This is a genomic window from Bacillus sp. M13(2017) (assembly GCF_002218325.1).
GTDB classification, from domain to species: Bacteria; Bacillota; Bacilli; order Bacillales; family Bacillaceae_G; genus Bacillus_A; species Bacillus_A thuringiensis_K.
The window spans coordinates 181671-203294 of record NZ_KZ268506.1 but is presented as its reverse complement, the minus strand read 5'-3'; the positions used below and the strand labels follow the sequence as shown (position 1 = coordinate 203294).

Here is a 21624-nt window from a genome sequence, read left to right as displayed (position 1 = left end):
TCATTATCAACTTTAAAAACACATATCTAAATTATACGATTCGGTAAATAGACAGAAAATGTAGTTCCTTCTCCAACAACACTTGATACAGAAATTTTACCATCATGGCCTTGCACAATATTTTTCGCAATCGCAAGCCCGAGTCCTGTTCCACCCTTTTTCCCACGTGTTCTTGCTTTATCAGCTTTATAGAAACGATCAAATAAAAATGGAATATCCTCTTCTGGAATGCCTGCACCCGAATCTTGTACTTCAAAAATGAGGCCATTATTTTTCGTATCAATTACAAGCGTTACATGTCCGCCTGCGTTTGTATGACGTATTGCGTTATCAATTAAATTCGTCAATACTTGTTCCATACGATCTGCATCAAACGGGTATTGTTCAATTGGATCTTTGAAATCAACCGTTAACGCGACCTCTTTATCCTTTGCAATCCCTTGGAATTTACGACCTATTTTTTCAACGAAAGGATGAATATCAACTTCACCTATATGTAACTCTACATTACCACTTTCCATGCGTGCTAAATCTAATAATTCATTTACAAGTTTACCTAAACGAACGGATTCATCATAAATGATTTGAACAAACTCATTAATTTCTTCTTTCGTTTGCACAATATCATCTAAAATCGCTTCACTATACCCTTGCAGCATTACCATTGGTGTACGAAGTTCATGCGATACATTCGCAATAAAGTCTTGACGCATCTTTTCAAGACGGCGTTCTTCCGTCATATCTCGCAGTACCGCTACAGCTCCACGAATTTTCGTTTGATTGTAAAGCGGCGTCATAAGAACTACATAGTTCCCTTTTTGTAAATTAATTTCAACAACTTGTTGTTGTTCACTTTCTACAACAAGATGGAATAGTTCCACAAGTTCAGAAGGTAGTTTTTTACTTAGCTCTATCTCTTTTTCTTCTTGCCAAACTTGTAAGAAATGTTCGGCCGGCGGATTGATTACTACAACTTCACCTTCTTGATTTAATGTAATAACCCCATCTGCCATACTACTTAAAATACTAGCTAACTGTTCTTTCTCTTGTTGCAAGGCGTTCATATTAAACTTCAACTGTTTTCCCATTTGATTTAAGGCCGTTGCAAGCTCACCAATCTCATCCTGAGATACCATAGGAGCTTTCGCATCAAACTTCCCACGCGACACTTCAAAAGCAACCTCACGCATTTTACGAAGTGGTGCTGTAATTCGAGTAGATAAGAAGAACGCAAAGAAAGTTGTTAATATAATCGCAATTCCAGCCGATAAGAAAATAAAATCAGTCGTTCTTTCCATACCTTGTATCGGTACTTGTAAAGATTCATATACGAACACTGCACTTTGATTTTTTGATTGCACTGGTTTTCCGACGATCATAATATCATTTTCGGTGTTTTTATTCTTCCTACTATTAGACGCTTTTCTAATGTTATTCTTAATTTCTTTTTTGTCTGTAAACACAGCCGCTAATTCTTTATCTTCTTTTAAGTCATCCATTGTAAGAGTGACTAATCCTTCTTGTTTCGGTGAAGAAGAAATTTCTTTACCATCTTCTACAATAATAATCCTTGAAAGTGGATCAGAGAATTTGTAAGCGATATTCTCAATCGTTTTTACATCGGCACCTTCTTCAATTAACTCTGAAACACTTGTTGCGACTTTTTGAAGCCTAGCTTCACTCATATCAACATAGTATGTTCTAAAAAACTGTGAAAGTAAAATCGCAACAAATCCAAGCACGAACGAAACGAGAAGTAATATGGTCATCCATAACTTCCCTACTACACTTCTCCAAAGCATCAGTCGTTCACAACCTCAAATTTGTAACCTACACCCCAAACAGTAACAATCATTTTCGCTGCATCTGGTGATTTTTTGCTTAACTTCTCACGTAAACGTTTTACATGTGTATCAACTGTACGTAAATCTCCGAAGAATTCATATTGCCATACTTCTTTTAACAGTTGCTCACGATCGAATACTTTATCAGGAGCTTTCGCTAAAAATAATAGTAACTCATATTCTTTCGGCGTTAAGTTTACTTCATTACCATCTGCAGTAACACGGTGTGCATCGTTATCAATTGTTAAGTGCGGGAATACAGTAACATCTTTTGTCGTTGTATCTTGTGTAAAGAATGTTGTTGGTACAGCACGGCGTAATACCGCTTTCACACGTAGTACGACCTCACGTGGACTAAATGGCTTTACAATATAATCATCTGTTCCAACTTCAAATCCTTGTACTCTATTTACTTCTTCACCTTTTGCTGTCAGCATAATAATTGGTGTCGCTTTCTTCTCACGAACCCCTTTACATACTTCAATGCCATCTTTACCAGGCATCATAAGATCTAATAAGATTAAATCGTAATCATTTTGCAACGCCATTTCTAAAGCTGTATCACCATTATCTGCTTCTTCAATCGTATATTGTTCTCTTTCTAAGTACATTTTCAATAAACGACGAATGCGATCCTCATCATCTACAATTAAAATTCTTGATTCATTTTCCATCTCTACCCGCTGCGCACTCTCACCTCAGCGGTTCACACCTACCCTTCTTTAACTATTATGTTGCGCTATTCTCGTTTATTTAAGCAATCTTCTAAATGTTTCACTTCCCATATTATGCTTCACAAGAATAATAAATTTTGTTCAATTTTTTTCCAAAACTATGTATTTTTTTTGAACAGCATATAATGTCCTCGACATCATTTTACAAAATCAACCGCTACTTTGTCATGTTTTTCTCAAAAAAGAAGAAAAGTTGACAAAAATAAAATAGGAAAGTGACATGCACTCTCCTATTTTATTTCTCTATGCATATGAATGTAAACCGGCAATAATTAAGTTTACTACAATAAAGTTAAACATAATTATTGCAAAACCAATTACTGCAAGCCAAGCTGATTTCTCTCCATGCCATCCTTTTGATAGGCGTAAATGTAATACTGCTGCATAAAAGAGCCAAGTGATAAGTGCCCAAACCTCTTTTGGATCCCAGCCCCAAAAACGTGTCCACGCTATTTGTGCCCAAATCATCGCAAAAATTAATGCACCTAATGTGAAAACTGGGAATCCAATTGCAATAGATCGATATCCGATTTCATCTAGTAGATCACTATTCGTATTCTTTACTAACGGCTGAAGTGCCGCCGATACTCGCTTCCGTAAAACAAGTCTTAATACAATATACAGTAACGTTCCTACTAACACTGACCAAATAACAGTATTTAATTTTTTCGCATTTACAATCGCTGGAACTTCAACTGCCGGTTCTAATTTATTTTCTGTCAGTAACTTCCCTTCATGCGGTCCAACTAAGGCCGGAAGATTGTACTTCATTTCCAGTTGTTGTTCATTTTTATCAATCCATTGAAACTTCGCTTCATATTTCATACTAGAAAATACCGTTGTCACTCCAATAAACCCAACCGTACAAACAAGCGTGAATACGACCGTTTCTAACCAAAATGTACGTTTGCTTCTCGTTGATTGATCTACATTTTTCAATAAATACATAACGCCCGTAATAAAACTAATCGCTAAGATTGCTTGTCCTGCTGCTGCAGTCGTCACGTGAATATGTAACCAATTACTTTTTAAAGATGGAATGAGCGGAGATATTTCCCTCGGAAACATACTTGCATAGGCAATTAATAAAAGCGCAACTGGTAATGCAAATAGTCCGATTATACTTACACGGTACATAAAATACATGACAATAAATGCTCCTACAAGCATCATGCCGAAAAATGTACCGAATTCAAAAAAGTTACTAACTGGCGCATGCCCTGATGCAATCCACCTTGTAACAAAATATACTGTTTGTGCTATAAACCCTAAAATTGTAATCGTTATTCCTACATTTGCCCATTTATGACCCTTTTCTTTAATGGCTCCCCCAAAAAATAGAGTCGCAATTAAATATAAAATAAATGCGGTAAAGAGAAAGTTACTACTTATTTGCACCATATCGTTTCCCCACCTTAACTAATTTTTTTATCAATTACTTTATCATTTGGCTGTGGAATTGCTGTACCTTCTATTACTCTTTCAATATCTTTCTTTAAACCGAACCAATTTTTATTTGTATGCCCTGCAATCCACCATTCATCATTAACACGTTGTATCCAAATACGGCGATGATTCCAATACATACCTTGAATGACACCAACCATAAATATAAATCCTCCAATGCCGAGAATCCAAAGCGTTAAATCTTTTCTTACAGTAAGTGCTGTTGCATTTTGCATTTCCACACCTGCGAAGGACATTTTATATTTGTTATTCCCATCTGGTTCTATATTTTGCTGAATACCAACAAAACTCACTTCACCATCTGGCGTTTCAGGTGTAAACATTTTAAATACAAATGCAGGATTGTTTGGTAATTTCGTTTTTGTATTTGGTTTTCCATTCTCATCAAAATAAAAATCAGGAAAATAGCTTAATAGTTCTAAAGAATAACTATTTCCTAAATCATATTTTTCCTTAGGGTTCGTTAAATCTACTTTAATCGGTCCCCACTTTTGATTATTTTCTTTATTTTGCAAGTGAAAGGACATACTTTTAAATTCACTTTCTTTATAATCCACTTGATACACTGCAAATTGATCAAATTTCAGTGGTTCATTCACTCGAATTTCCGCTTCTTTTACTTTTTCTAATTTCGGTTTTTGTCCTGCTATATTTTCTCCTACTGCTTTATATAATACGGCATTCGTTTGGAAGTTTTTCGCAATCATTTTATCGCCTACACGATCAATCGCTTCCTCAAAAACTTCCTTGTCCTTACTTTTATCATAAACTTCTTTTATAAATTTTTCGTTTTTTAAGTAGTATTGTCCATCCGTCCCTGGTATTTCTTTCGTTTCACCGTCACGTAACCAAAGTGCTTCGTCTACGTACATACTCGGTAAAAAACGAAGCATCGCACCGAATAAAAAGATAATAAGACCGATATGATTCACATATGGACCCCAACGCGAGAAGCGTCCCTTTTCTGCTAAAACGTTTCCGTCTTCCACTTTCACGTTATAGTTTCTTTTCTTTAAATTCTTTTGCACTCTTTCCAGGTCACCATCTTGCGGTGTACCAGTCCCATATAATCTCTGTCTCTTTAAAAAGCTAGGATGTCTTTTTACGCCTTGCTTTTTTAAAGCTTTATAAAGTGGAATAACGCGGTCTAAACTACATATCACAAGAGAAATACCGATAGAAGCAATCAAAATCATATACCACCATGAACCGTATAAATTATTAAACCCTAATTGATAGTATAATTGTCCTAAAAATCCGTATTCTTGTTTATAATATTCAGCTGGTGCAATCCCTGGAGTTATGTACATTTCTTGCGGAAAAATAGTTCCTATCGCTGATGCAGCTAAAGTTATTACGATTAGCCATACACCCACTTTTACAGAAGAGAAAAAACTCCAAATTTTATCGACTATCGTTTTTGTCTGCGTGAGAGATCTCCGTGCACTCCCCTCATAGCGCATATCCAATAGTTTTGTATTTTCATTGCTTTCAAATGGTTTCCCGCAAGCTTCACAAAAAACGGTTCCTATCGGATTAACATGTCCACATTCACATTTAATTTCTTTCAACACTCTCACCGCCCCTGTATCTATATGTACTATTGTATATTCTAACCTCAAGTTACCGCAATACTCAGAATTTTTAAACCAGAGGCGCTACAGGCACGCACCTCTTATGTAAAGGCTTTCTTTATTACGGAGTAATTTTCTTTAAATACCCTTCTAACTGTTCTTTCGTTTGTTCCCCTATAATTTGCTCCACTACTTTTCCATCTTTATCAATCAAAAAACTTGTCGGTAATGGACCTACGCCATATGTTCCTATAATCTTTTGTCCTTTATCAATGGCAACTGGGAATTTCAAACCATATTGGTTCACAAAGTTCTTTACTGCAATATCCGTTTCATCTGCATCTAACGCTATGATTTCAACGCCTTTTTCTTTATACTTTGGATATAATTCATTCATATAAGGCATTTCTTTTTCACAAGGTTTACACCACGTGCCCCAAAAGTTTAAAAATACACCTTTTCCCTTTAAATCTTTTAGTTCAATTTTCTTCCCTTCTAAATCCGTCACAACAAAGTTAGGTGCTTCTTTTCCGATTTGCATTTTCTCTTTATTAGCAAAGAATCCTTGATAAAGGGTAAATCCTACAGCACCACATAAAATGAGTAGAATAGTAACGCGAAATAATAAGCGATTTTTCTTCATATTACCTCTCCTCGGTACATGTTATGTATTATCTTCTGTAAATGTTGTATGAATAAATCACCAGCAGAGCACTCCACTGGTGAATTTTTAACTCTATAGCTTATCTTGGCTTTGTAGAAGCAAGTGCGCGTAATTGTTTCACCTCATGTGGTGTCAATTCTCTCGCATCACCAGGTCGCAGGCTTCCTACTTCTAAGAAAGCATAACGTTCACGTTTTAATTTCACTACTTTACAGTCTAACGCTTCAAACATACGACGTACTTGACGATTACGTCCTTCATGAATTGTTAATTGTACAATAGCCATCTCTTTACGCTTGTCCCAAGAAATAATTTTCACACGTGCTGGTGCTGTTTTACCGTCTTCTAACGTAACACCGCGTTCTAACATGCGAATTTTCTCACCTGTTAATGGACCTTTTATTTTTGCAACATACGTTTTTTCAACTTTATATCTAGGATGCATTAATACGTTTGCGAAGTCCCCATCGTTTGTCATTAATAATACGCCAGACGTATCATAATCTAAGCGTCCGATTGGGAATAAACGTTGTGTAATTTCCGGGAAAAAGTCCGTTACAACACTTCTTCCTTTATCATCTGATACACTTGAAATTACGCCAGTTGGTTTATATAGTAAAAAATAAACAGGTTCTTCTTTTTCAAGAGGGATGTTATTTACTTCTACTTTATCTTGAGGAGTTACTTTTGTCCCTAACTCCTTCACTATTTTCCCATTAACTTTCACTTTTCCTTGCTGAATTAATTCCTCAGCCTTTCTTCTCGATGCAATACCTGCTTGCGCAATCACTTTTTGTAATCGTTCCATTTCTTTTTTTCACCTCGAATTTATCTTACCTTACATTAGAAAGACTTGGCAACCGCATACGCTTTACGGCTATTCGCTTCATCTTACTTAAACAACATAGCGATGATAATAAACATATAAAGGTCAAATCATGTTTTTACCCTTTATTATTGTCCATATTTTTCATATTTCTCACAATAAAAGTTCATCATTTTGTCAAAAACACCACATAAAAAAACCACTATTAAGCTCTACACCTTAATAGTGGTCGTATACGTATTATAAGCGAAATAGTGTAAAAAATGAATAGTATTACTGAAACAATAAAGAAACGAATACAATTGAGCATATAATCCCGATTAAATCTGCAAAAAGTCCTACTTTTAGTGCATCCCCCATTTTTCTAATCCCAACCGCTCCAAAATATACAGTTAAAATATAGAAAGTCGTATCTGTGCTCCCTTGCATCGTAGAAGCCAATCTCCCAATAAAAGAATCTGGCCCATATGTAGCAATTAAATCGGTCGTAATACTTAAACCAGCAGAGCCTGAAATAGGGCGTATAAGTGCTAATGGTACAATTTCTGCTGGAACATGGATTAAATCTAACATTGGCTTCATTACCGATATCATTGCGTCTAACGCACCTGAAGACCGGAATATAGAAATAGACACAAGCATTCCAACCATAAATGGTAAGATAGAAATTGCAATTTGAATCCCTTCTTTTCCTCCCTCAACGAACGATTCATACGTCGGCACTTTCTTTATCGTGCCATATAAAAGGATAAAACCAATTACACAAGGGATTACCCATAAGGAAATTGTATTTACAATACTCATTTTTTCCGCCCCTTTCTACTCCTTCTTCGGTAAAAATAGCGGTCAATCCAAATTGCTCCAATCATAGAAAGTACTTGTGCAATAAATGTTACCCCAACAATTTCAGTAGGATTCGCTGATTCATACGTCATTCGAATCGAAATGACTGTCGTAGGAATTAATGTAATAGCTGATGTATTTAATGCTAGAAACGTCACCATAGAACGGCTCGCCGAATCCTTTCCTCCATTTAACTCTTTCAGTTGTTCCATCGCTTTAATGCCAAGAGGGGTTGCTGCATTACCTAGACCAAAAAAGTTTGCCATCATATTTGATAGAATAAATCCCATGGACGGATGATCCTTTGGTATTTCTGGAAACAACCTTTTTACTATCGGCATAAAAAGTGTAACTAATTTTTTTAACAATCCGGCTTCCTCTGCAATTTTCATTAAACCGAGCCAAAATACTAAAACACTAATAAGTCCTATACAAATCGTTACCGCATCTTTTGCTCCGTCAAATACAGCTTTATTCACTTCTTCCATCGTTCCATTTATCATGGCGTATACAATCCCAATGACAGCCATCGCTACCCATACGAGATTAACCATCGTTCCCAACACCTATCATGTAAGAAAAAATTTCTTTCACATTATTCCAGTAAAGTCCTGTTGTAGCTACTAACTTCCGTTTACTATAAAATAAATTCCGTTCCCCAACTTTCTCATTGCCAACATAAACATCTGTCTTTCCAACCTTTACTCCATCCTCAAGCTTTATACTTTTATCGAGTTCAACTTTTAATAATACGTTCTTTCTTTCCTCTTCAGTTAACGGCACGGAAAAACTATTTTTCGTATAAACATGGTTGGCATACTTCTTTTCATTTATTTCAGCAATTGCTCCTTGTCCTAAAACTTTCGTTTGTTTAAAACGTTCAAAACCTTTATCAAACAAATTCATATGATCATCCCAATCACTAGAAGCACTCAAAGTTACGACAATTAAATCTAGTCCACCTTTTGATGCCGTTGTCACAAGCGTTCGCCCAGCTTTCTTCGTAAAGCCTGTTTTTCCTCCTGTTGCAAATTCATAATAAGACGTTACCAGCTTATGTTTATTTTTCCACGGGTAATCCCAAGAATCTGATTTATACGTTTTAGTTCCGAAAATTTTCTTAAATGTCTCGTTTCCCATTGCATATTTCGTTAATAATGCCATATCGTAAGCCGATGAATAATGTGATCCATCTCCATCTAAGCCATGGGGGTTTGAGAAGTGCGTATCTTTCATTCCAATTTCTTTCGCTTTTTGATTCATTAAATATACGAATCCATCTATACTCCCACCCACACTTTCAGCAATTACTTGCGCTGCGTCATTACCAGATCTAAGCATGAGTCCGTATACTAAATCTTCTAACTTCACTTTTTGTCCAGGCTTTAAATAGATTGCCGATCCTTCCACCCTCACCGCTTCATTACTAACTGATACCATTTCTTTCATCTTCCCTGATTGAGCAGCTAACAAAGCGGTCATAATTTTTGTTATACTAGCAATTTTTTGAGGCTCATGTTCTGCTTTTCCGTATAATACTCGACCAGACTGTTGCTCCATTAATACAGCATTTCGAGCACTGACATTGCTGTTCATCTTTGCATATGTAGGAATCGGCATAACGCTTGCATACATCATAAGAAGCGTAATGATTATACAAATTCGTCTCATATTTCCCCCCACGTCCTTTTGGCACTTTTTGTACAAGTGTATGCTTGGCCTTTTAAAATATGAACGAAATCTTCCTTCTACTTCCATTAAAAAAGACGCAGAGAATTTGCGTCTAATATGGTGTCCATTCAATTTGTTTCGCAGTTTCAAACCTTTTTTCTACATCAGGCCAATTTACAACATTCCACCAGTTTTTAATATATTCATCTTTTCGATTTTGGTATTGTAAATAATACGCATGTTCCCAGACATCTAGTACAAGGAGCGGTATCGTATCCCATTGTGTAAATAATTGATGAAGTGTACTTTGCAAAATTTCTAACCTTCCAGACCGGGGCACCCAAACGAGAATTGCCCAGCCTGAACCTTCTACTTTAGAGGCCGCTTCTGTAAAATGTTTTTGAAAACGTAAAAAGCTCCCAAAATCTTTTTCAATTTGTTGTGAAAAAGCTCCTCTTGGACTTCCACCACCGTCTTTTTTCATGTTATTCCAAAATATCGTGTGTAAGTAATGACCTGACCCATGAAAAGCCGCTTCCCTTTCCCAATGCTTAATTAAATCAAATTTATTTGTTTTTCTCGCTTCTTCCATCATCTTCTCTGCTTTATTTAACCCTTCCACGTAACTCCGATGATGTTTATCATGATGTAATATCATAATTTCTTTAGAAATATACGGTTCTAATGCATTATACGGATAAGGTAATGGCGGGAGTGTATGTCCTCCAATTGGGACAGCTCGTTCACTATCCCCTCTTTCGTATAATTCATATTCTTCTTCTTGCATAAATACTTCCTGCAAGTGATGCTGAATATGTTCTACATCATCGCTTATTTCATACATAAACTCTGCATCTGTTTCATACTCATGCTCTTTCATACGCTCTAATAACGTCTGAATTTTATAAGCAAGCATATGGACATCATACACTTCCATTGCACGGCTATCTAATACGTGAAGAACACTTTCACACCAATTTTCTACTTCATGAAAGTAATCTGTAAATACACCTGGTTGATTCATGTTGCACCTCCCTAATGCTATCCACTTAACTATATTCAATGAAAATCCCTTATATAACTGTACAAAAGGAAAAGAAGCTAAGTCACCTTAGCTTCTTTTCCTCAATCAATATTTGTGTAACATCTTTGTCTGATAATCGGTCTCATAATATTCTAGTTCTTCACGCATCAATTGAAATTTACCTTCTAAACTCTTCATCACTTGCTCTAAAGATACAGGTGGTGTTTGTTGAAAAACGATAGAATTTTTCCCTGTATATGCAGACCGACTATTTTCATACCAATGATCACTCTTCGGTGAAAAAAACTCTGCAATTACTTGATGGTAAATCTTATATAAAATTTTTTCAGCTGCTGTTTTTCGAAATGGCTGACTATTCAACAAAACAAGACATGCATCCTGTCCTTCTTCGCAAAAAACGAGAAGTCGTCTCATTGATGCTAATAACCCTTTATAATATCGCTCATTCCCTGCTGGTGTTTCCTCTAATAAAGAAGGTAACGTATGATAATTCACATAATTGGTTATCAAATTAATAGCATCTTCTAAAAATATAGAAACTTGTTCTGTTTGATTTTCAACCATCAAATTAGACATTTTTTCTCTCTCCTTTGCCATTTCACGCTATTTCTACTCTTTTATTTTTATGTAATTCAGTTAATATTTCTTGTACTTTCGACACCGTTCCCTCATCAAAATATTGTTGAAATTCTTCCATATTATTTAAATACAAACGTTTTTTCGCACGAAGCTCCCTGTCTTTCACTAAACAACATATCGCTACAATATCGCGCAAATATATGTTTTGTTCTTCTACTTTATACACTGGATTTCCTTCAAAAGGATTAATTTCTTGTAAAACTTCTTCAAAATATCGAACGTATAAAACCGAAAAAGTTTTCTCTTTATCATTTAATATATATGTCACTTCAGATCTGTTAAAAAAATCTTCTGATGTATTAGGTTTCGCTTTTTCTAACTCATATCCTACATAACTTTTTATAATCATATACTCCCCTCCCCTTTCTTTCATTTTATTCTAACTTAATTTTCTGATAAACAAAATATTCCTTTAAATATACCTATATAAAAAATAGCTCGCCTATACAGGATTTTACCTTTTTATTTTTCTTGAAGTTTGTCATAATAATATTATTGTCTCAGTTTTCTTATACAAGGAGAGTTGTATTTATGTCGTTTTCATGGAAACGTTTCTTACAAATCGGGAAAATTATCTTCCCATTTGTTGTATTAACAATTGTATTCTTTCAAGCAAAAAAAGAACTAGCGGGCATTTCTTTTTTAGAAGCGATTGATACAATTAAAAACATTCCAACCGGAGGAGTGTTTTTAGCAATTACACTTGGTGCATTCGCTGTATCAACAATGTTCTTTTATGACTATGTTATGCTTCGTTACTTAAAAGCTGATATCCCTGTCCAAAAGATTTTCCGTATCTCGTGGATTGCTAATACTTTAAATGGATTTATCGGGTTTGGTGGTCTTGTTGGGGCCGGCGTACGCACAATGCTTTATCGTCCATATATAAAAGAAAATGGAAAACTTATTAAAAGTATCGCTTGGATGACAACTGCCTTTATTAATGGATTAGCCATTCTTTCATTTCTTGGTCTTATCGGAATATTAGACACGAGATTTATTCTGCATGAAAAACCATGGCTATGGCCTGTTCTTATCTTCTTCGCTCTTTTCGTCCCTATATATATCGGATTTTCTAAATTAAAAAATAGAAAAGCGACGCAAACAGAGGAACAAGAAGAAGAGGAGAAAAACCCAACTGTTTTATACTCATTAGTTTCATTAGTCGAATGGGTATCTGCTGGTATTGTTATGTACGTCATATTACTATTATTTGGCATTGAAATCGAATTCCAAAAGTTTTTAGGCGTATATGTTATTGCTGCTTTAGCTGGTGTCGTTAGTCTTGTTCCTGGTGGCCTTGGATCATTTGATCTTGTCTTCTTAACTGGGCTTGGGCAATACGGCATCGATACAGGTGTTTTACTCCCTGCTATGTTATTATATCGTCTCGTCTATTACATCTTGCCCTTCTGCCTTGGTCTCATTTTTGCAGCTTTTGAAATGACAGGAGTAGCCATTAAAAAGTTTGAAGATAAACCTTTTATTGCGCCTGCATTAGAGACAACTGGTGTTATATGGACTTTGCAGCGTGACTTTCTAGGAAAGTTAGGTTCTTGGGCATCTGCTGCTTTAACAGTATTTGCTGGCTTAATGGTTATTTTATCAACCATTCTACCAACAAGTATAAATCGGGCACACGCCTTACATATTCTAGCTCCAAAACATCTTATTCAATTTTCTTTTAGCTTATCGCTAACATTCGGTATTCTCCTCCTCATTCTTTCGCGGGGGATATATTACGGAACAAAACGTTCTTATTATATGACGATTGTTTCTTTAATTGGAGCGGCTATTTTTAACACACTAAAAGGAATTGATGTTGAAGAAACTTTTATTTTATTAATCGTACTCGCCGTATTGTATATGCTTCGTAAAAGGTTTGTACGTGAGAAAATGGAAGTCTCACTTTCCGATATCGTAAAAGTTTTTATATTCCTACTTGTAACGTTATATTTATATAAAAACTTAGGTATTTTATTTGCAGGTGCAAAAGAAGCTTTCAAACCTGATTTTGTCGTTCGTAATATTACACAAGTGAAACGAAGTGCATTAGCAGCTGCCTTTTTTGTTCCTACTTTTTTACTAATTGGTTCACTCATTGCAAATCGTTATCGAAATGAATTTCCCGGGCAACCAGCTAATGATAAACGATTACAAAACTTCTTAGATGAACATGGTGGAAATGTACTTAGTCATTTAGGTTTTTTAGGAGATAAACAGTTCTTTTTCAGTAGTGATGGAAAAGCACTCATTCTCTTCTCAATAACTGGAAAACGACTTATTGTACTAGGTGATCCAATTGGAGACCCTTCCTCCTATCGTACTGTATTGCAAGAGTTTTTAGCTGAGGCTGATCGATTTGGATACATTTGTGTATTCTATCAAATTGAAAGTAAATGGATGAGTTTATATCACGATTTTGGTTATAACTTCTTTAAGCTTGGTGAAGAAGCTGTTGTTGATTTAAATACCTTTACAATAACAGGAAAGAAACGCGCTGGCATGCGAGCTACTTTCAACCGTTTTGAAAGAGAAGGCTATACATTCTCTATTCATGAGCCACCTTTCTCCGACGAATTATATGAAGAGTTAAGAAAAGTTTCAGATGCATGGCTTGGTGGAAAAAAAGAGAAAGGTTTTTCACTCGGATACTTCGATCGTGAATATATTAGTCGCGCTCCTATCGCAACATTATCTGATGCGGATGGAAAAATCATTGCATTCACAACATTCATGCCCGTATATCAAAACGGATCATTATCTGTCGATTTAATGCGATATTACCCAGATGCGCCTAGCGGCATTATGGACGCAATTTTCATCCACTTATTCCAGTGGGCAAAAGAAAATGAATACCACTCCTTTAATATTGGTATGGCACCACTTTCAAATGTTGGTTTATCCACACAGTCTTTCTGGTCTGAACGAGTGGCTGCTGCGATCTTTAATAATGTTCGCTATACGTATAGTTTCAGCGGATTACGACATTTTAAAGAAAAATATAAACCAGCATGGAGCGGTAAATATTTAGCATTTAGGAAGAATCATTCTTTACCAATTACAATGCTCTCTGTAACAAAATTAATAGGAAAAAGAAAAAACAGCTAAATTCTTAGCTGTTTTTTCTTTTTTGAACTTGTACAATAAATTCTTTTTCATACTTCTTACCATTTATATAGAAATTCCCCCACATTTTATACGTGCCCTCGGCAGGAAATGTAATCCGGTATTGTAATTGCTCATCCGTATCTACAGGCATAGCGTATAAAAAGTTCTCCTTCGTTTCATCCACTATATAGAGTGACTCTACTTCCCCTCTCTCTGAATGTAATTTCAATTTTCCACCCTTTTTCGCTTGAAACTGAAATGTTAACGTAACTGGTTCATTCGGATGTAATGCGCCAAATAAAAGAGAAACTTCATACTCTCCTATTTTTTTTGTAAGTACACTGTCGATTGGAAATTTCACTTTTTTCTTATTGTTCTCCTCTTTCGTTCTACCAAAATCTTTCCTAGCGAATGACTCTACGGACTTATTTTTGTTTTCGTATAAAAATATTGTATATTCTTCGTCTTTCGCTATTTTGGAAGATAACTTATATGACCCGTTCCCTGCAAATGTGGGTTTAATTTGTTGTATGTTTTTTAACTGTCCATCTACAATCACTGCCCTCATTTGATCATTTACACCACGAATTTCATTATTCTTGTTGTTTAACAACTGAAATACAATATCTACTTTCTCATTTCCCTTTCCATTTGAAACATCCCACTTTACTTCCTGAACATCTCCTACAGTCTCTTCGTTTTCTTGATATTTTTTTATGTAAAATCCTCCTGCCACAATAAGTACTAACGCAATAAGCCCAATGACAAGATTTTTCAAAACATCACCTACCATTTTTATTGTCTCTATTCATACAAAACTTCTTAAGATATATATTCTAGATTATGATTTATGAAATCCTCCTATTTTGTACATATTACAAATAATAAAAAGATTTTAATTGAAAGGATTCGTAGTGTATAATGCAAATGATATTGATTTCTATCAATACATTATAAGGAGGACTTTTTTATGAGTGTACATATCGAAGCAAAACAAGGCGAAATCGCTGAATCTATTCTATTACCTGGTGATCCATTACGTGCAAAATATATCGCTGAAACATTTCTAGAGGACGTTACTTGCTATAATAATGTGCGTGGTATGTTAGGTTTCACTGGAACTTATAAAGGAAAACGTGTATCTGTTCAAGGTACAGGTATGGGTGTTCCTTCTATTTCTATTTATGTAAACGAATTAATCCAAAGCTACGGCGTTAAAAATTTAATTCGCGTTGGAACTTGCGGTGCAATTCAAAAAGATGTAAAAGTTCGTGATGTTATTATCGCAATGACGGCTTGTACTGATTCTAATATGAACCGTTTAACATTCCCAGGATTTGATTTTGCACCAGCTGCAAACTTTGACCTTTTAAAGAAAGCTTATGATGCTGGAACTGAAAAAGGATTACACGTTCGTGTCGGTAACGTTTTAACAGCAGATGTGTTTTATCGTGAAAGCATGGACATGGTTAAAAAACTTGGAGATTACGGTGTATTAGCAGTAGAAATGGAAACAACTGCTCTTTACACATTAGCAGCAAAATACGGTGTAAATGCATTATCTGTATTAACAGTTAGCGATCACATCTTCACCGGCGAAGAAACTACATCTGAAGAGCGTCAAACTACATTTAACGAAATGATTGAAATCGCTTTAGATGCAGCAATTCAACAATAATACACTAAAGAACTTGTCATACGTCTGGCGAGTTCTTTTTATGTGACTTTTTATAAATAACTACTTTATAAAGAGACAGATTTCTCCCCTCTACTTTCTTGTAACGTTTGTTATAATAAAGAAATCATTTACAGTATTTCTCATAAGAGGTGACGCAGTGAAAAACAGAAGTATCGTCTTTAAACTATTTTTATTAACATCCACTTTATTTACAATCATATTCCTACTTTTTTTCCTAGGACAATCTCTATTTTTAGAGAAATTTTATATTAATAAAAAAGTAAAAACAGTCCAAACTGCTTTTGAAAAATTCGTAGATAATTATGATAAAAGTGATAAAAGTTATGAGCAGGTTAGAAAACTAAAACAAGAATTTCATGATAAAACAAATGCAGATATGCAGTTTTTGGATTCTAACGGTATTATTAAAAGTGATAACAATTACTATATCGATGTATTTAATCCCAACAATAATAAACAGTATTCCATTCCACTCAATAATCTTTTAACACCAGAAGAATATAATAAATTCGAAAATTTAGGTTTAAAAAAAGATGTAATAATCAATGTTGATGGAGTCGTACAAGAGAATAATATAATCACACCACAAAAATTAGGAACGAATTATAATCAATGGCAGAACGAACATTTCTATTCGGATTTTCAGTCAATTAATGGTAACCCTTCTAAGAACAGACTTGCAAGCCGATACAAATCTACAACTCGAATCATCTTTACAGGTGTTATAACTAAGTTACAGCTCCCATCCAAAGCTGAGGTTCGTCTTGCAAATGATATTGAAACATTACAAGCCGTTCAATATTTTGCAGATATGATTAGAGAGGGCACTTCTAACTCGAACCAATTAAGTACTTTCATATTAGATGGCGGAGAAAATATAAAAAATAGTATCTTTGTAAAACCTATTATAGAAAATGGAAGGATTACAGAATATGCTTTTGCGATAGCATCTTTGCAGCCTGTTAATGAAGCAATGCTCGTTTTAAAAGATTATTATGTCTATGCCTTAATCATCGTGTTTCTCGTAATTATTTTGTTATCCTTCTACTACTCAAAAATCATTGTTAAGCCATTAATTAAAATAAATCGTGTTACAAAAAAAATGGCTAATTTTGATTTCAGCGAGAAATTACCTGTTACAGCTGACGATGAAATTGGCGGGCTTTCCGGCAGTATCAATACATTATCTGTAAATTTAAAAGATCGAATCGATCGATTAAATGTTGCTAATACAAAGTTACAACAAGATATTGAACGTGAACGTCAATTAGAAAAAACAAGAAAAGAATTCATTTCTGGCGTATCACACGAATTAAAAACACCGCTAAGTGTAATTAGAAGTTTTGCAGAAGGAATTAAGGATGGTGTTAGTAAGGATACTTCGTATTATACTGATGTTATTTTAGAAGAAACAGAAAATATGAACAGGCTGATTGTTGAAATGTTAGAATTAGCAAAGTTGGAATCTGGTACTTACAAACTAGATATGACGACGTTCTCAATCGGTGAATTAACGCAACAAGTCTACACAAAATTATTATTTAGCATGGAAGAAAAACATTTACAAGTGAACATCGATGCAGACCCTTCTATACTTGTTAAAGCAAATCGCAGTCGCATTGAGCAAGTAGTTGTGAACTTACTAAGTAATGCAATCCGTTATACGCCAGATGGAGAAAAAATACAAGTCTCCATTATAGAAGCAGAAGATACCGTAAAAGTCGAAATCGAAAATACAGGAAACCCTATCCCTGAAGAAAGTCTTGAAAAAATTTGGGATCGCTTCTATCGTCTAGATGCATCACGTAGCCGTCACACTGGAGGTACCGGTCTTGGATTATCTATCGTAAAAAACATTTTAGACCTTCATCATGCCGAGTACGGTGTGTATAATACGACTAACAGTGTTGTATTCTATTTCAATTTACAAAAAGTAAAAGAAGTCAAATAATTTGTCTTAATTTCACTAGGAGTTCACATGAAATTCACACTCTCCCTTTATAGTAAGAAACAAGTTAATCCTTTCCTTTACACATATAAAAGAGGAGAGTGCGTGAAATGAAACAAGCAGGACAACCTATTCAAAATGAAAAACAATTAGAAACTATCAAAAATATACTTTTACAATCTTCGAAACGTGATGGCTTATTATTCGTATTAGCTGTAAATTCTGGCTTAAAAGTAAGTGAAATCTTACAATTAAAAGTTAGTGATGTAATCGATGAAAATGAAAATGTTCGCCATTCCATTTTATTTTACAATGAAAAAGTGAAGAAACATAAATGGTTTGCTGTAAATGAAGACTTACAGCACGCAATCGAAGACTACATGAAAGAACGTAAAACTTGGAAACGTAATGAACCATTGCTAAAATCTCAAAAAGGAACAAAATCTATTACGAGACAACATGCATGGTACATTTTAAACAAAGCTGCAAAAGAAGTTGGATTAGAAGGGATTAGCTCACATACACTTCGAAAAACTTGGGGTTATTGTGCATACAAATCAGGTGTTGATATTGCGTTTTTACAACACTTCTTTGATCACAGTACTCCATCAAAAACTTTAAAGTATATCGGTATTGCTTAATAACTCTTATACATAAAAAAGGTTACCATTTGAAAATTTGGTAACCTTTTTTATATTTCATATTCTCTTTTCTTGTCTCTCCTATACTGTAGTGGTACTCTAATAATAAGGGGGAGAAATTATGAACACACTTACAATTGAATTACCAAAAGAAACGGCTGAAAAACTTGATTTATTAAAACAAGCTTATGAAAAGAAAACAGGTGCTTCTATCTCTGAGAGCACTCTCGTTCAAACACTTATCTCAAAAGAATTTATCCAAGCGATAACTCCTTTTGATTTACAACAATTCGTCAATGGAAAAGAACAGCATTAATCGCTGTTCTTTTTTTATCTCTATTTAAAATATACAAGTTTTTTATATATTTTTAGAAAAACCATTGACAATGATAATGATAACCATTATCATTTATTATGAAGCCAACAATTGATGAATCAACCAAACGCTCAGTAACATTGTTACCCCTCTTTTTCATATAGAAAGGCACTGTACATTCCCCCTGTTTGTACAGTGCCTTTCTTGTTTATTATCATTCAAAAAAATTTAATTGCTCCGGCTTCGGCTCACCATATGTAATGTTCATCATTTTCATAAGCTGTTTCGCATTATCTGCTGCATCCCCACCTGAATTGTTGTTAAACAGTACGTATATATCCTTTGTTTTCTTTTTTAATTGCTCTAATCGTTCAACCCATTCTTCCAGTTCTTTATTGTTGTAGCGATATAAACAGCGAACCGCTCTCCAATTTTCCCCTTTATCAAGCCAACCATGAACATTTCGACCGTGAAAACGTATTAATGCCATGTCTGAATTCGTAACCTCTAACACGAGTGGCACAGAACCTATCCCAGCCTGTGGTTCATCACAAATTGTATGAATCCATTTCTCCTGTTCTAGAAACTGTAACGTCTTATCTCTCATTTCTGGATAAAACCATGTTTGATTTCGAAATTCTATTGCACATGGTAAACCTTCCATTTTTTCTTTCGTATATCGAAGAAAATCTACATTTTTCTTTTTGCAATCAAACCATGGCGGATATTGAAATAAAATTGTTTTTAATTTACTAGCTTCAATTAAAGGAAGAATAGATTGTTTATATACATCAAACATCTCATCGAACGTAGAAAAAGGAATTTCACCTTTCATATGTCCTGTCATTCCTTGATATGCTTTTACTATAAAAGAAAAATCTTTCGGTGTTTCCATTGCCCATTTTATATAGTTTCGTGCAGGTTGCATCGCATAAAATGAACTGTCCACTTCTACAATAGGAAAATACTCACTATATGTTCGTAATTTATTTCTATTTTCATAGGCGTCTATATATAAAGAATCATGATCTCCCCACCCTGTTACTCCAATGAAAAGCAAATATATTCCTCCCTTTTTAACTTCACCTTCTATCCATTCTACTCAATTACTGAACACTTCGACCAATCAATTTTATTAAGTAGTCTCTTCTTTAAGAGTATCCGTATAAAAATATGATATACTAGATGGAAGAATTTTTAAATTGAGGGGTTATTTATGCTTCCAAACGATGATATTATATCTCATGAAAAACGAATAGAAGAACTAGAAAATAAAGTACGTTTTTATGAAGAACTTGTAAATCAATTACCACACCATTTCACATATAAAAATTCACATATTGGTTTACAAATAAAGAAAACGAGATCGACTCATTCCATTCAAAACATACAAAAAGAAAATAAAGAGGCCGATTTTCAACTTACTTGCGACTCATTATTTTTATTTAAACAACTTGAAACATACTTTGTTCATATTTTTGATGCTTTTTCACATCATGTAACCTTTGTTGATAATAAAGGAAATATAACTTTATGTAATCAAGCTGCTGCAGATGATTTTGGTGTAGTACGAAATGATATAATTGGAAAACCAATTCAACAATTACTAAAATTGCCTGAAGAAAAAATTAAAGCTCTAGAAACATTAAGAACAGGCACAGAAATATACAATGAAGAAGTTTTAGACAAAAACTATGGCATTTTAAATAACCGAATTATTCGTGATTATAACGGAGAGATTTTTAGAGTTATTAGTGTCTTTCATTATTTAAATACAGAACGTGATGCAGAAAAATTTTCGTTAGCAGGGCGAATCGCGGCTGGTATTGCACATGAAGTACGTAATCCTCTTACAACCGTACGAGGATATTTACAATTTTTACAAGAAAATGTTTCTCCATCTAATAAAGAACTATTTAAAAACTTACTTATTCCTGAATTAGATCGCGCAAATAGTATCATTACAAAATTTTTATCTATTTCAAAAACACGTGAATTTAAAAGAGAACCCTTTCCCATTAATACATTTTTACGTGAGTATATTCAACAGTTATTAGCTAGTGAAGTCTTTTTACATAACATTTCAATTGATTATAATTTTTCTACCGAATTAGATGATATATTAGTTCATATTGATCGTCATGAACTTGTACAAGTTTTTTTAAACTTATTCCAGAACGCTGTCGATGCTCAAAGCGAAAAAAAACTTTCTATACAAATCGCTAGTTACCGCCTTGATAATTTTGTCCGTATTACTTTCACTGATAATGGAACTGGTATTCCACGAGCCATTCAAGAATATATCTTTGATCCATTCTTCTCAACAAAAGATTCCGGTACAGGGCTCGGCTTGTCAGTAACGAAAAAAATCATTCAAAATCATAACGGTACATTAAAAATGACTAGTAATGAAAATGGTACAACTTTTACTATTTCAATTCCAATCTTACCTAAAACAGCCCTTGAAAGATTAAATCAATACAAATAAAATCCAATCCACGAACTGCATGCCAATTGTTAATCCTTCAACAATTGACATGCAGTTTTTTATGTTGAACTTTTCTTCTTTACGTTATATAAATCCTTCTATACCTTACTTACT

Annotated in this window: 20 protein-coding genes; 6 read left to right on the top strand and 14 right to left on the bottom strand. The window is 34.4% G+C overall.

From position 1 onward, the window contains the following. Positions 1 to 26: 26 nt before the first annotated feature. From resE to CGQ22_RS17730, 12 genes are all read right to left on the bottom strand, one after another. Entirely contained in the window at positions 27 to 1802 is a 1776-nt protein-coding gene (gene resE / locus CGQ22_RS17785; RefSeq protein WP_000964680.1) for a sensor histidine kinase ResE, read from the bottom strand. Beyond that, positions 1802 to 2518 carry a DNA-binding response regulator ResD gene (resD, locus tag CGQ22_RS17780; protein ID WP_000426861.1) on the bottom strand — a complete coding sequence of 239 codons (717 nt, stop codon included), beginning with the start codon at positions 2516 to 2518 and terminating at the stop codon, positions 1802 to 1804. The genes resE and resD overlap by 1 nt, the downstream gene beginning before the upstream one ends. A gap of 303 nt (positions 2519 to 2821) precedes the next feature. Then, positions 2822 to 3979, bottom strand: a complete 1158-nt coding sequence (resC, locus tag CGQ22_RS17775; RefSeq protein ID WP_000250081.1) for a cytochrome c biogenesis protein ResC — start codon at positions 3977 to 3979, stop codon at positions 2822 to 2824. Between the two features lie 14 nt (positions 3980 to 3993). Further along, the gene (resB, locus tag CGQ22_RS17770; protein ID WP_000910550.1) at positions 3994 to 5619 is read right to left on the bottom strand and encodes a cytochrome c biogenesis protein ResB; all 1626 of its coding nucleotides are present in this window, start codon (positions 5617 to 5619) and stop codon (positions 3994 to 3996) included. A 121-nt stretch (positions 5620 to 5740) separates the two neighbouring features. After that, complete coding sequence (resA, locus tag CGQ22_RS17765; RefSeq protein ID WP_000742212.1) at positions 5741 to 6262, bottom strand: thiol-disulfide oxidoreductase ResA; 522 nt, start codon at positions 6260 to 6262, stop codon at positions 5741 to 5743. Positions 6263 to 6362: 100 nt separating this feature from the next. Next, positions 6363 to 7091: a 23S rRNA pseudouridine(2605) synthase RluB gene (gene rluB / locus CGQ22_RS17760; RefSeq protein ID WP_000440556.1), complete on the bottom strand. Its 729-nt coding sequence runs from the start codon at positions 7089 to 7091 to the stop codon at positions 6363 to 6365. A gap of 291 nt (positions 7092 to 7382) precedes the next feature. Then, positions 7383 to 7913 (bottom strand): spore maturation protein SpmB, encoded by a 531-nt coding sequence (spmB, locus tag CGQ22_RS17755; protein ID WP_000029514.1) that lies wholly within the window; start codon positions 7911 to 7913, stop codon positions 7383 to 7385. Then, positions 7910 to 8506 (bottom strand): spore maturation protein SpmA, encoded by a 597-nt coding sequence (gene spmA / locus CGQ22_RS17750; RefSeq protein ID WP_000247811.1) that lies wholly within the window; start codon positions 8504 to 8506, stop codon positions 7910 to 7912. The genes spmB and spmA overlap by 4 nt, the downstream gene beginning before the upstream one ends. Further along, positions 8499 to 9623 (bottom strand): D-alanyl-D-alanine carboxypeptidase family protein, encoded by a 1125-nt coding sequence (locus CGQ22_RS17745; protein WP_001252607.1) that lies wholly within the window; start codon positions 9621 to 9623, stop codon positions 8499 to 8501. Before CGQ22_RS17745 ends, spmA begins: the two co-directional genes overlap by 8 nt. A 112-nt stretch (positions 9624 to 9735) precedes the next feature. Then, positions 9736 to 10647, bottom strand: a complete 912-nt coding sequence (locus CGQ22_RS17740; RefSeq protein WP_001075447.1) for a superoxide dismutase — start codon at positions 10645 to 10647, stop codon at positions 9736 to 9738. Between the two features lie 105 nt (positions 10648 to 10752). Next, on the bottom strand, positions 10753 to 11244 hold the full coding sequence (locus tag CGQ22_RS17735) for a YpuI family protein (RefSeq protein WP_000067558.1): 492 nt from the start codon (positions 11242 to 11244) through the stop codon (positions 10753 to 10755). Between the two features lie 22 nt (positions 11245 to 11266). Next, complete coding sequence (locus tag CGQ22_RS17730; protein ID WP_000584657.1) at positions 11267 to 11656, bottom strand: hypothetical protein; 390 nt, start codon at positions 11654 to 11656, stop codon at positions 11267 to 11269. 182 nt (positions 11657 to 11838) lie between these two features. On the opposite strand from CGQ22_RS17730, the gene mprF reads away from it, so the two are divergent. Continuing rightward, positions 11839 to 14418: a bifunctional lysylphosphatidylglycerol flippase/synthetase MprF gene (mprF, locus tag CGQ22_RS17725; RefSeq protein ID WP_000010848.1), complete on the top strand. Its 2580-nt coding sequence runs from the start codon at positions 11839 to 11841 to the stop codon at positions 14416 to 14418. Between the two features lie 4 nt (positions 14419 to 14422). Here the strand turns inward: mprF and CGQ22_RS17720 are convergent, their stop codons facing one another. Further along, positions 14423 to 15211 carry a hypothetical protein gene (locus CGQ22_RS17720; protein WP_089149044.1) on the bottom strand — a complete coding sequence of 263 codons (789 nt, stop codon included), beginning with the start codon at positions 15209 to 15211 and terminating at the stop codon, positions 14423 to 14425. 177 nt (positions 15212 to 15388) lie between these two features. Between CGQ22_RS17720 and deoD the strand changes: the two genes are divergently transcribed. From deoD to CGQ22_RS17700, 4 genes are all read left to right on the top strand, one after another. Continuing rightward, entirely contained in the window at positions 15389 to 16096 is a 708-nt protein-coding gene (gene deoD / locus CGQ22_RS17715) for a purine-nucleoside phosphorylase (RefSeq protein ID WP_000110707.1), read from the top strand. 157 nt (positions 16097 to 16253) lie between these two features. Then, a complete protein-coding gene (locus CGQ22_RS17710) occupies positions 16254 to 18068 on the top strand; it encodes a sensor histidine kinase (protein ID WP_000797512.1) in 1815 nt (604 codons plus the stop codon). Between the two features lie 107 nt (positions 18069 to 18175). Beyond that, positions 18176 to 18706, top strand: a complete 531-nt coding sequence (locus tag CGQ22_RS17705) for a tyrosine-type recombinase/integrase (RefSeq protein WP_000806236.1) — start codon at positions 18176 to 18178, stop codon at positions 18704 to 18706. A gap of 121 nt (positions 18707 to 18827) precedes the next feature. Continuing rightward, positions 18828 to 19022: a DUF3924 domain-containing protein gene (locus CGQ22_RS17700; RefSeq protein ID WP_001094860.1), complete on the top strand. Its 195-nt coding sequence runs from the start codon at positions 18828 to 18830 to the stop codon at positions 19020 to 19022. A gap of 214 nt (positions 19023 to 19236) precedes the next feature. Here the strand turns inward: CGQ22_RS17700 and CGQ22_RS17695 are convergent, their stop codons facing one another. Beyond that, positions 19237 to 20082, bottom strand: a complete 846-nt coding sequence (locus CGQ22_RS17695; RefSeq protein WP_000897332.1) for a DUF72 domain-containing protein — start codon at positions 20080 to 20082, stop codon at positions 19237 to 19239. Positions 20083 to 20238: 156 nt separating this feature from the next. Between CGQ22_RS17695 and CGQ22_RS17690 the strand changes: the two genes are divergently transcribed. Then, positions 20239 to 21510, top strand: coding sequence for an ATP-binding protein (locus tag CGQ22_RS17690; protein WP_000937259.1), 1272 nt, complete (start codon positions 20239 to 20241; stop codon positions 21508 to 21510). Positions 21511 to 21624: the final 114 nt, after the last annotated feature.

Bases quoted from the DNA above. Each gene is read 5' to 3' on its own strand.
- CGQ22_RS17745 (WP_001252607.1), bottom strand. From the start codon at position 9,623: ATGAGACGAATTTGTATAATCATTACGCTTCTTATGATGTATGCAAGC.
- deoD (WP_000110707.1), top strand. From the start codon at position 15,389: ATGAGTGTACATATCGAAGCAAAACAAGGCGAAATCGCTGAATCTATT.
- CGQ22_RS17730 (WP_000584657.1), bottom strand. From the start codon at position 11,656: ATGATTATAAAAAGTTATGTAGGATATGAGTTAGAAAAAGCGAAACCT.
- resE (WP_000964680.1), bottom strand. From the start codon at position 1,802: ATGCTTTGGAGAAGTGTAGTAGGGAAGTTATGGATGACCATATTACTT.
- CGQ22_RS17740 (WP_001075447.1), bottom strand. From the start codon at position 10,647: ATGAATCAACCAGGTGTATTTACAGATTACTTTCATGAAGTAGAAAAT.
- CGQ22_RS17735 (WP_000067558.1), bottom strand. From the start codon at position 11,244: ATGTCTAATTTGATGGTTGAAAATCAAACAGAACAAGTTTCTATATTT.
- spmA (WP_000247811.1), bottom strand. From the start codon at position 8,506: ATGGTTAATCTCGTATGGGTAGCGATGGCTGTCATTGGGATTGTATAC.
- resA (WP_000742212.1), bottom strand. From the start codon at position 6,262: ATGAAGAAAAATCGCTTATTATTTCGCGTTACTATTCTACTCATTTTA.
- CGQ22_RS17705 (WP_000806236.1), top strand. From the start codon at position 18,176: ATGAAACAAGCAGGACAACCTATTCAAAATGAAAAACAATTAGAAACT.
- mprF (WP_000010848.1), top strand. From the start codon at position 11,839: ATGTCGTTTTCATGGAAACGTTTCTTACAAATCGGGAAAATTATCTTC.
- CGQ22_RS17720 (WP_089149044.1), bottom strand. From the start codon at position 15,211: ATGGTAGGTGATGTTTTGAAAAATCTTGTCATTGGGCTTATTGCGTTA.
- resD (WP_000426861.1), bottom strand. From the start codon at position 2,518: ATGGAAAATGAATCAAGAATTTTAATTGTAGATGATGAGGATCGCATT.
- CGQ22_RS17690 (WP_000937259.1), top strand. From the start codon at position 20,239: ATGCTTCCAAACGATGATATTATATCTCATGAAAAACGAATAGAAGAA.
- rluB (WP_000440556.1), bottom strand. From the start codon at position 7,091: ATGGAACGATTACAAAAAGTGATTGCGCAAGCAGGTATTGCATCGAGA.
- spmB (WP_000029514.1), bottom strand. From the start codon at position 7,913: ATGAGTATTGTAAATACAATTTCCTTATGGGTAATCCCTTGTGTAATT.
- CGQ22_RS17700 (WP_001094860.1), top strand. From the start codon at position 18,828: ATGAACACACTTACAATTGAATTACCAAAAGAAACGGCTGAAAAACTT.
- resC (WP_000250081.1), bottom strand. From the start codon at position 3,979: ATGGTGCAAATAAGTAGTAACTTTCTCTTTACCGCATTTATTTTATAT.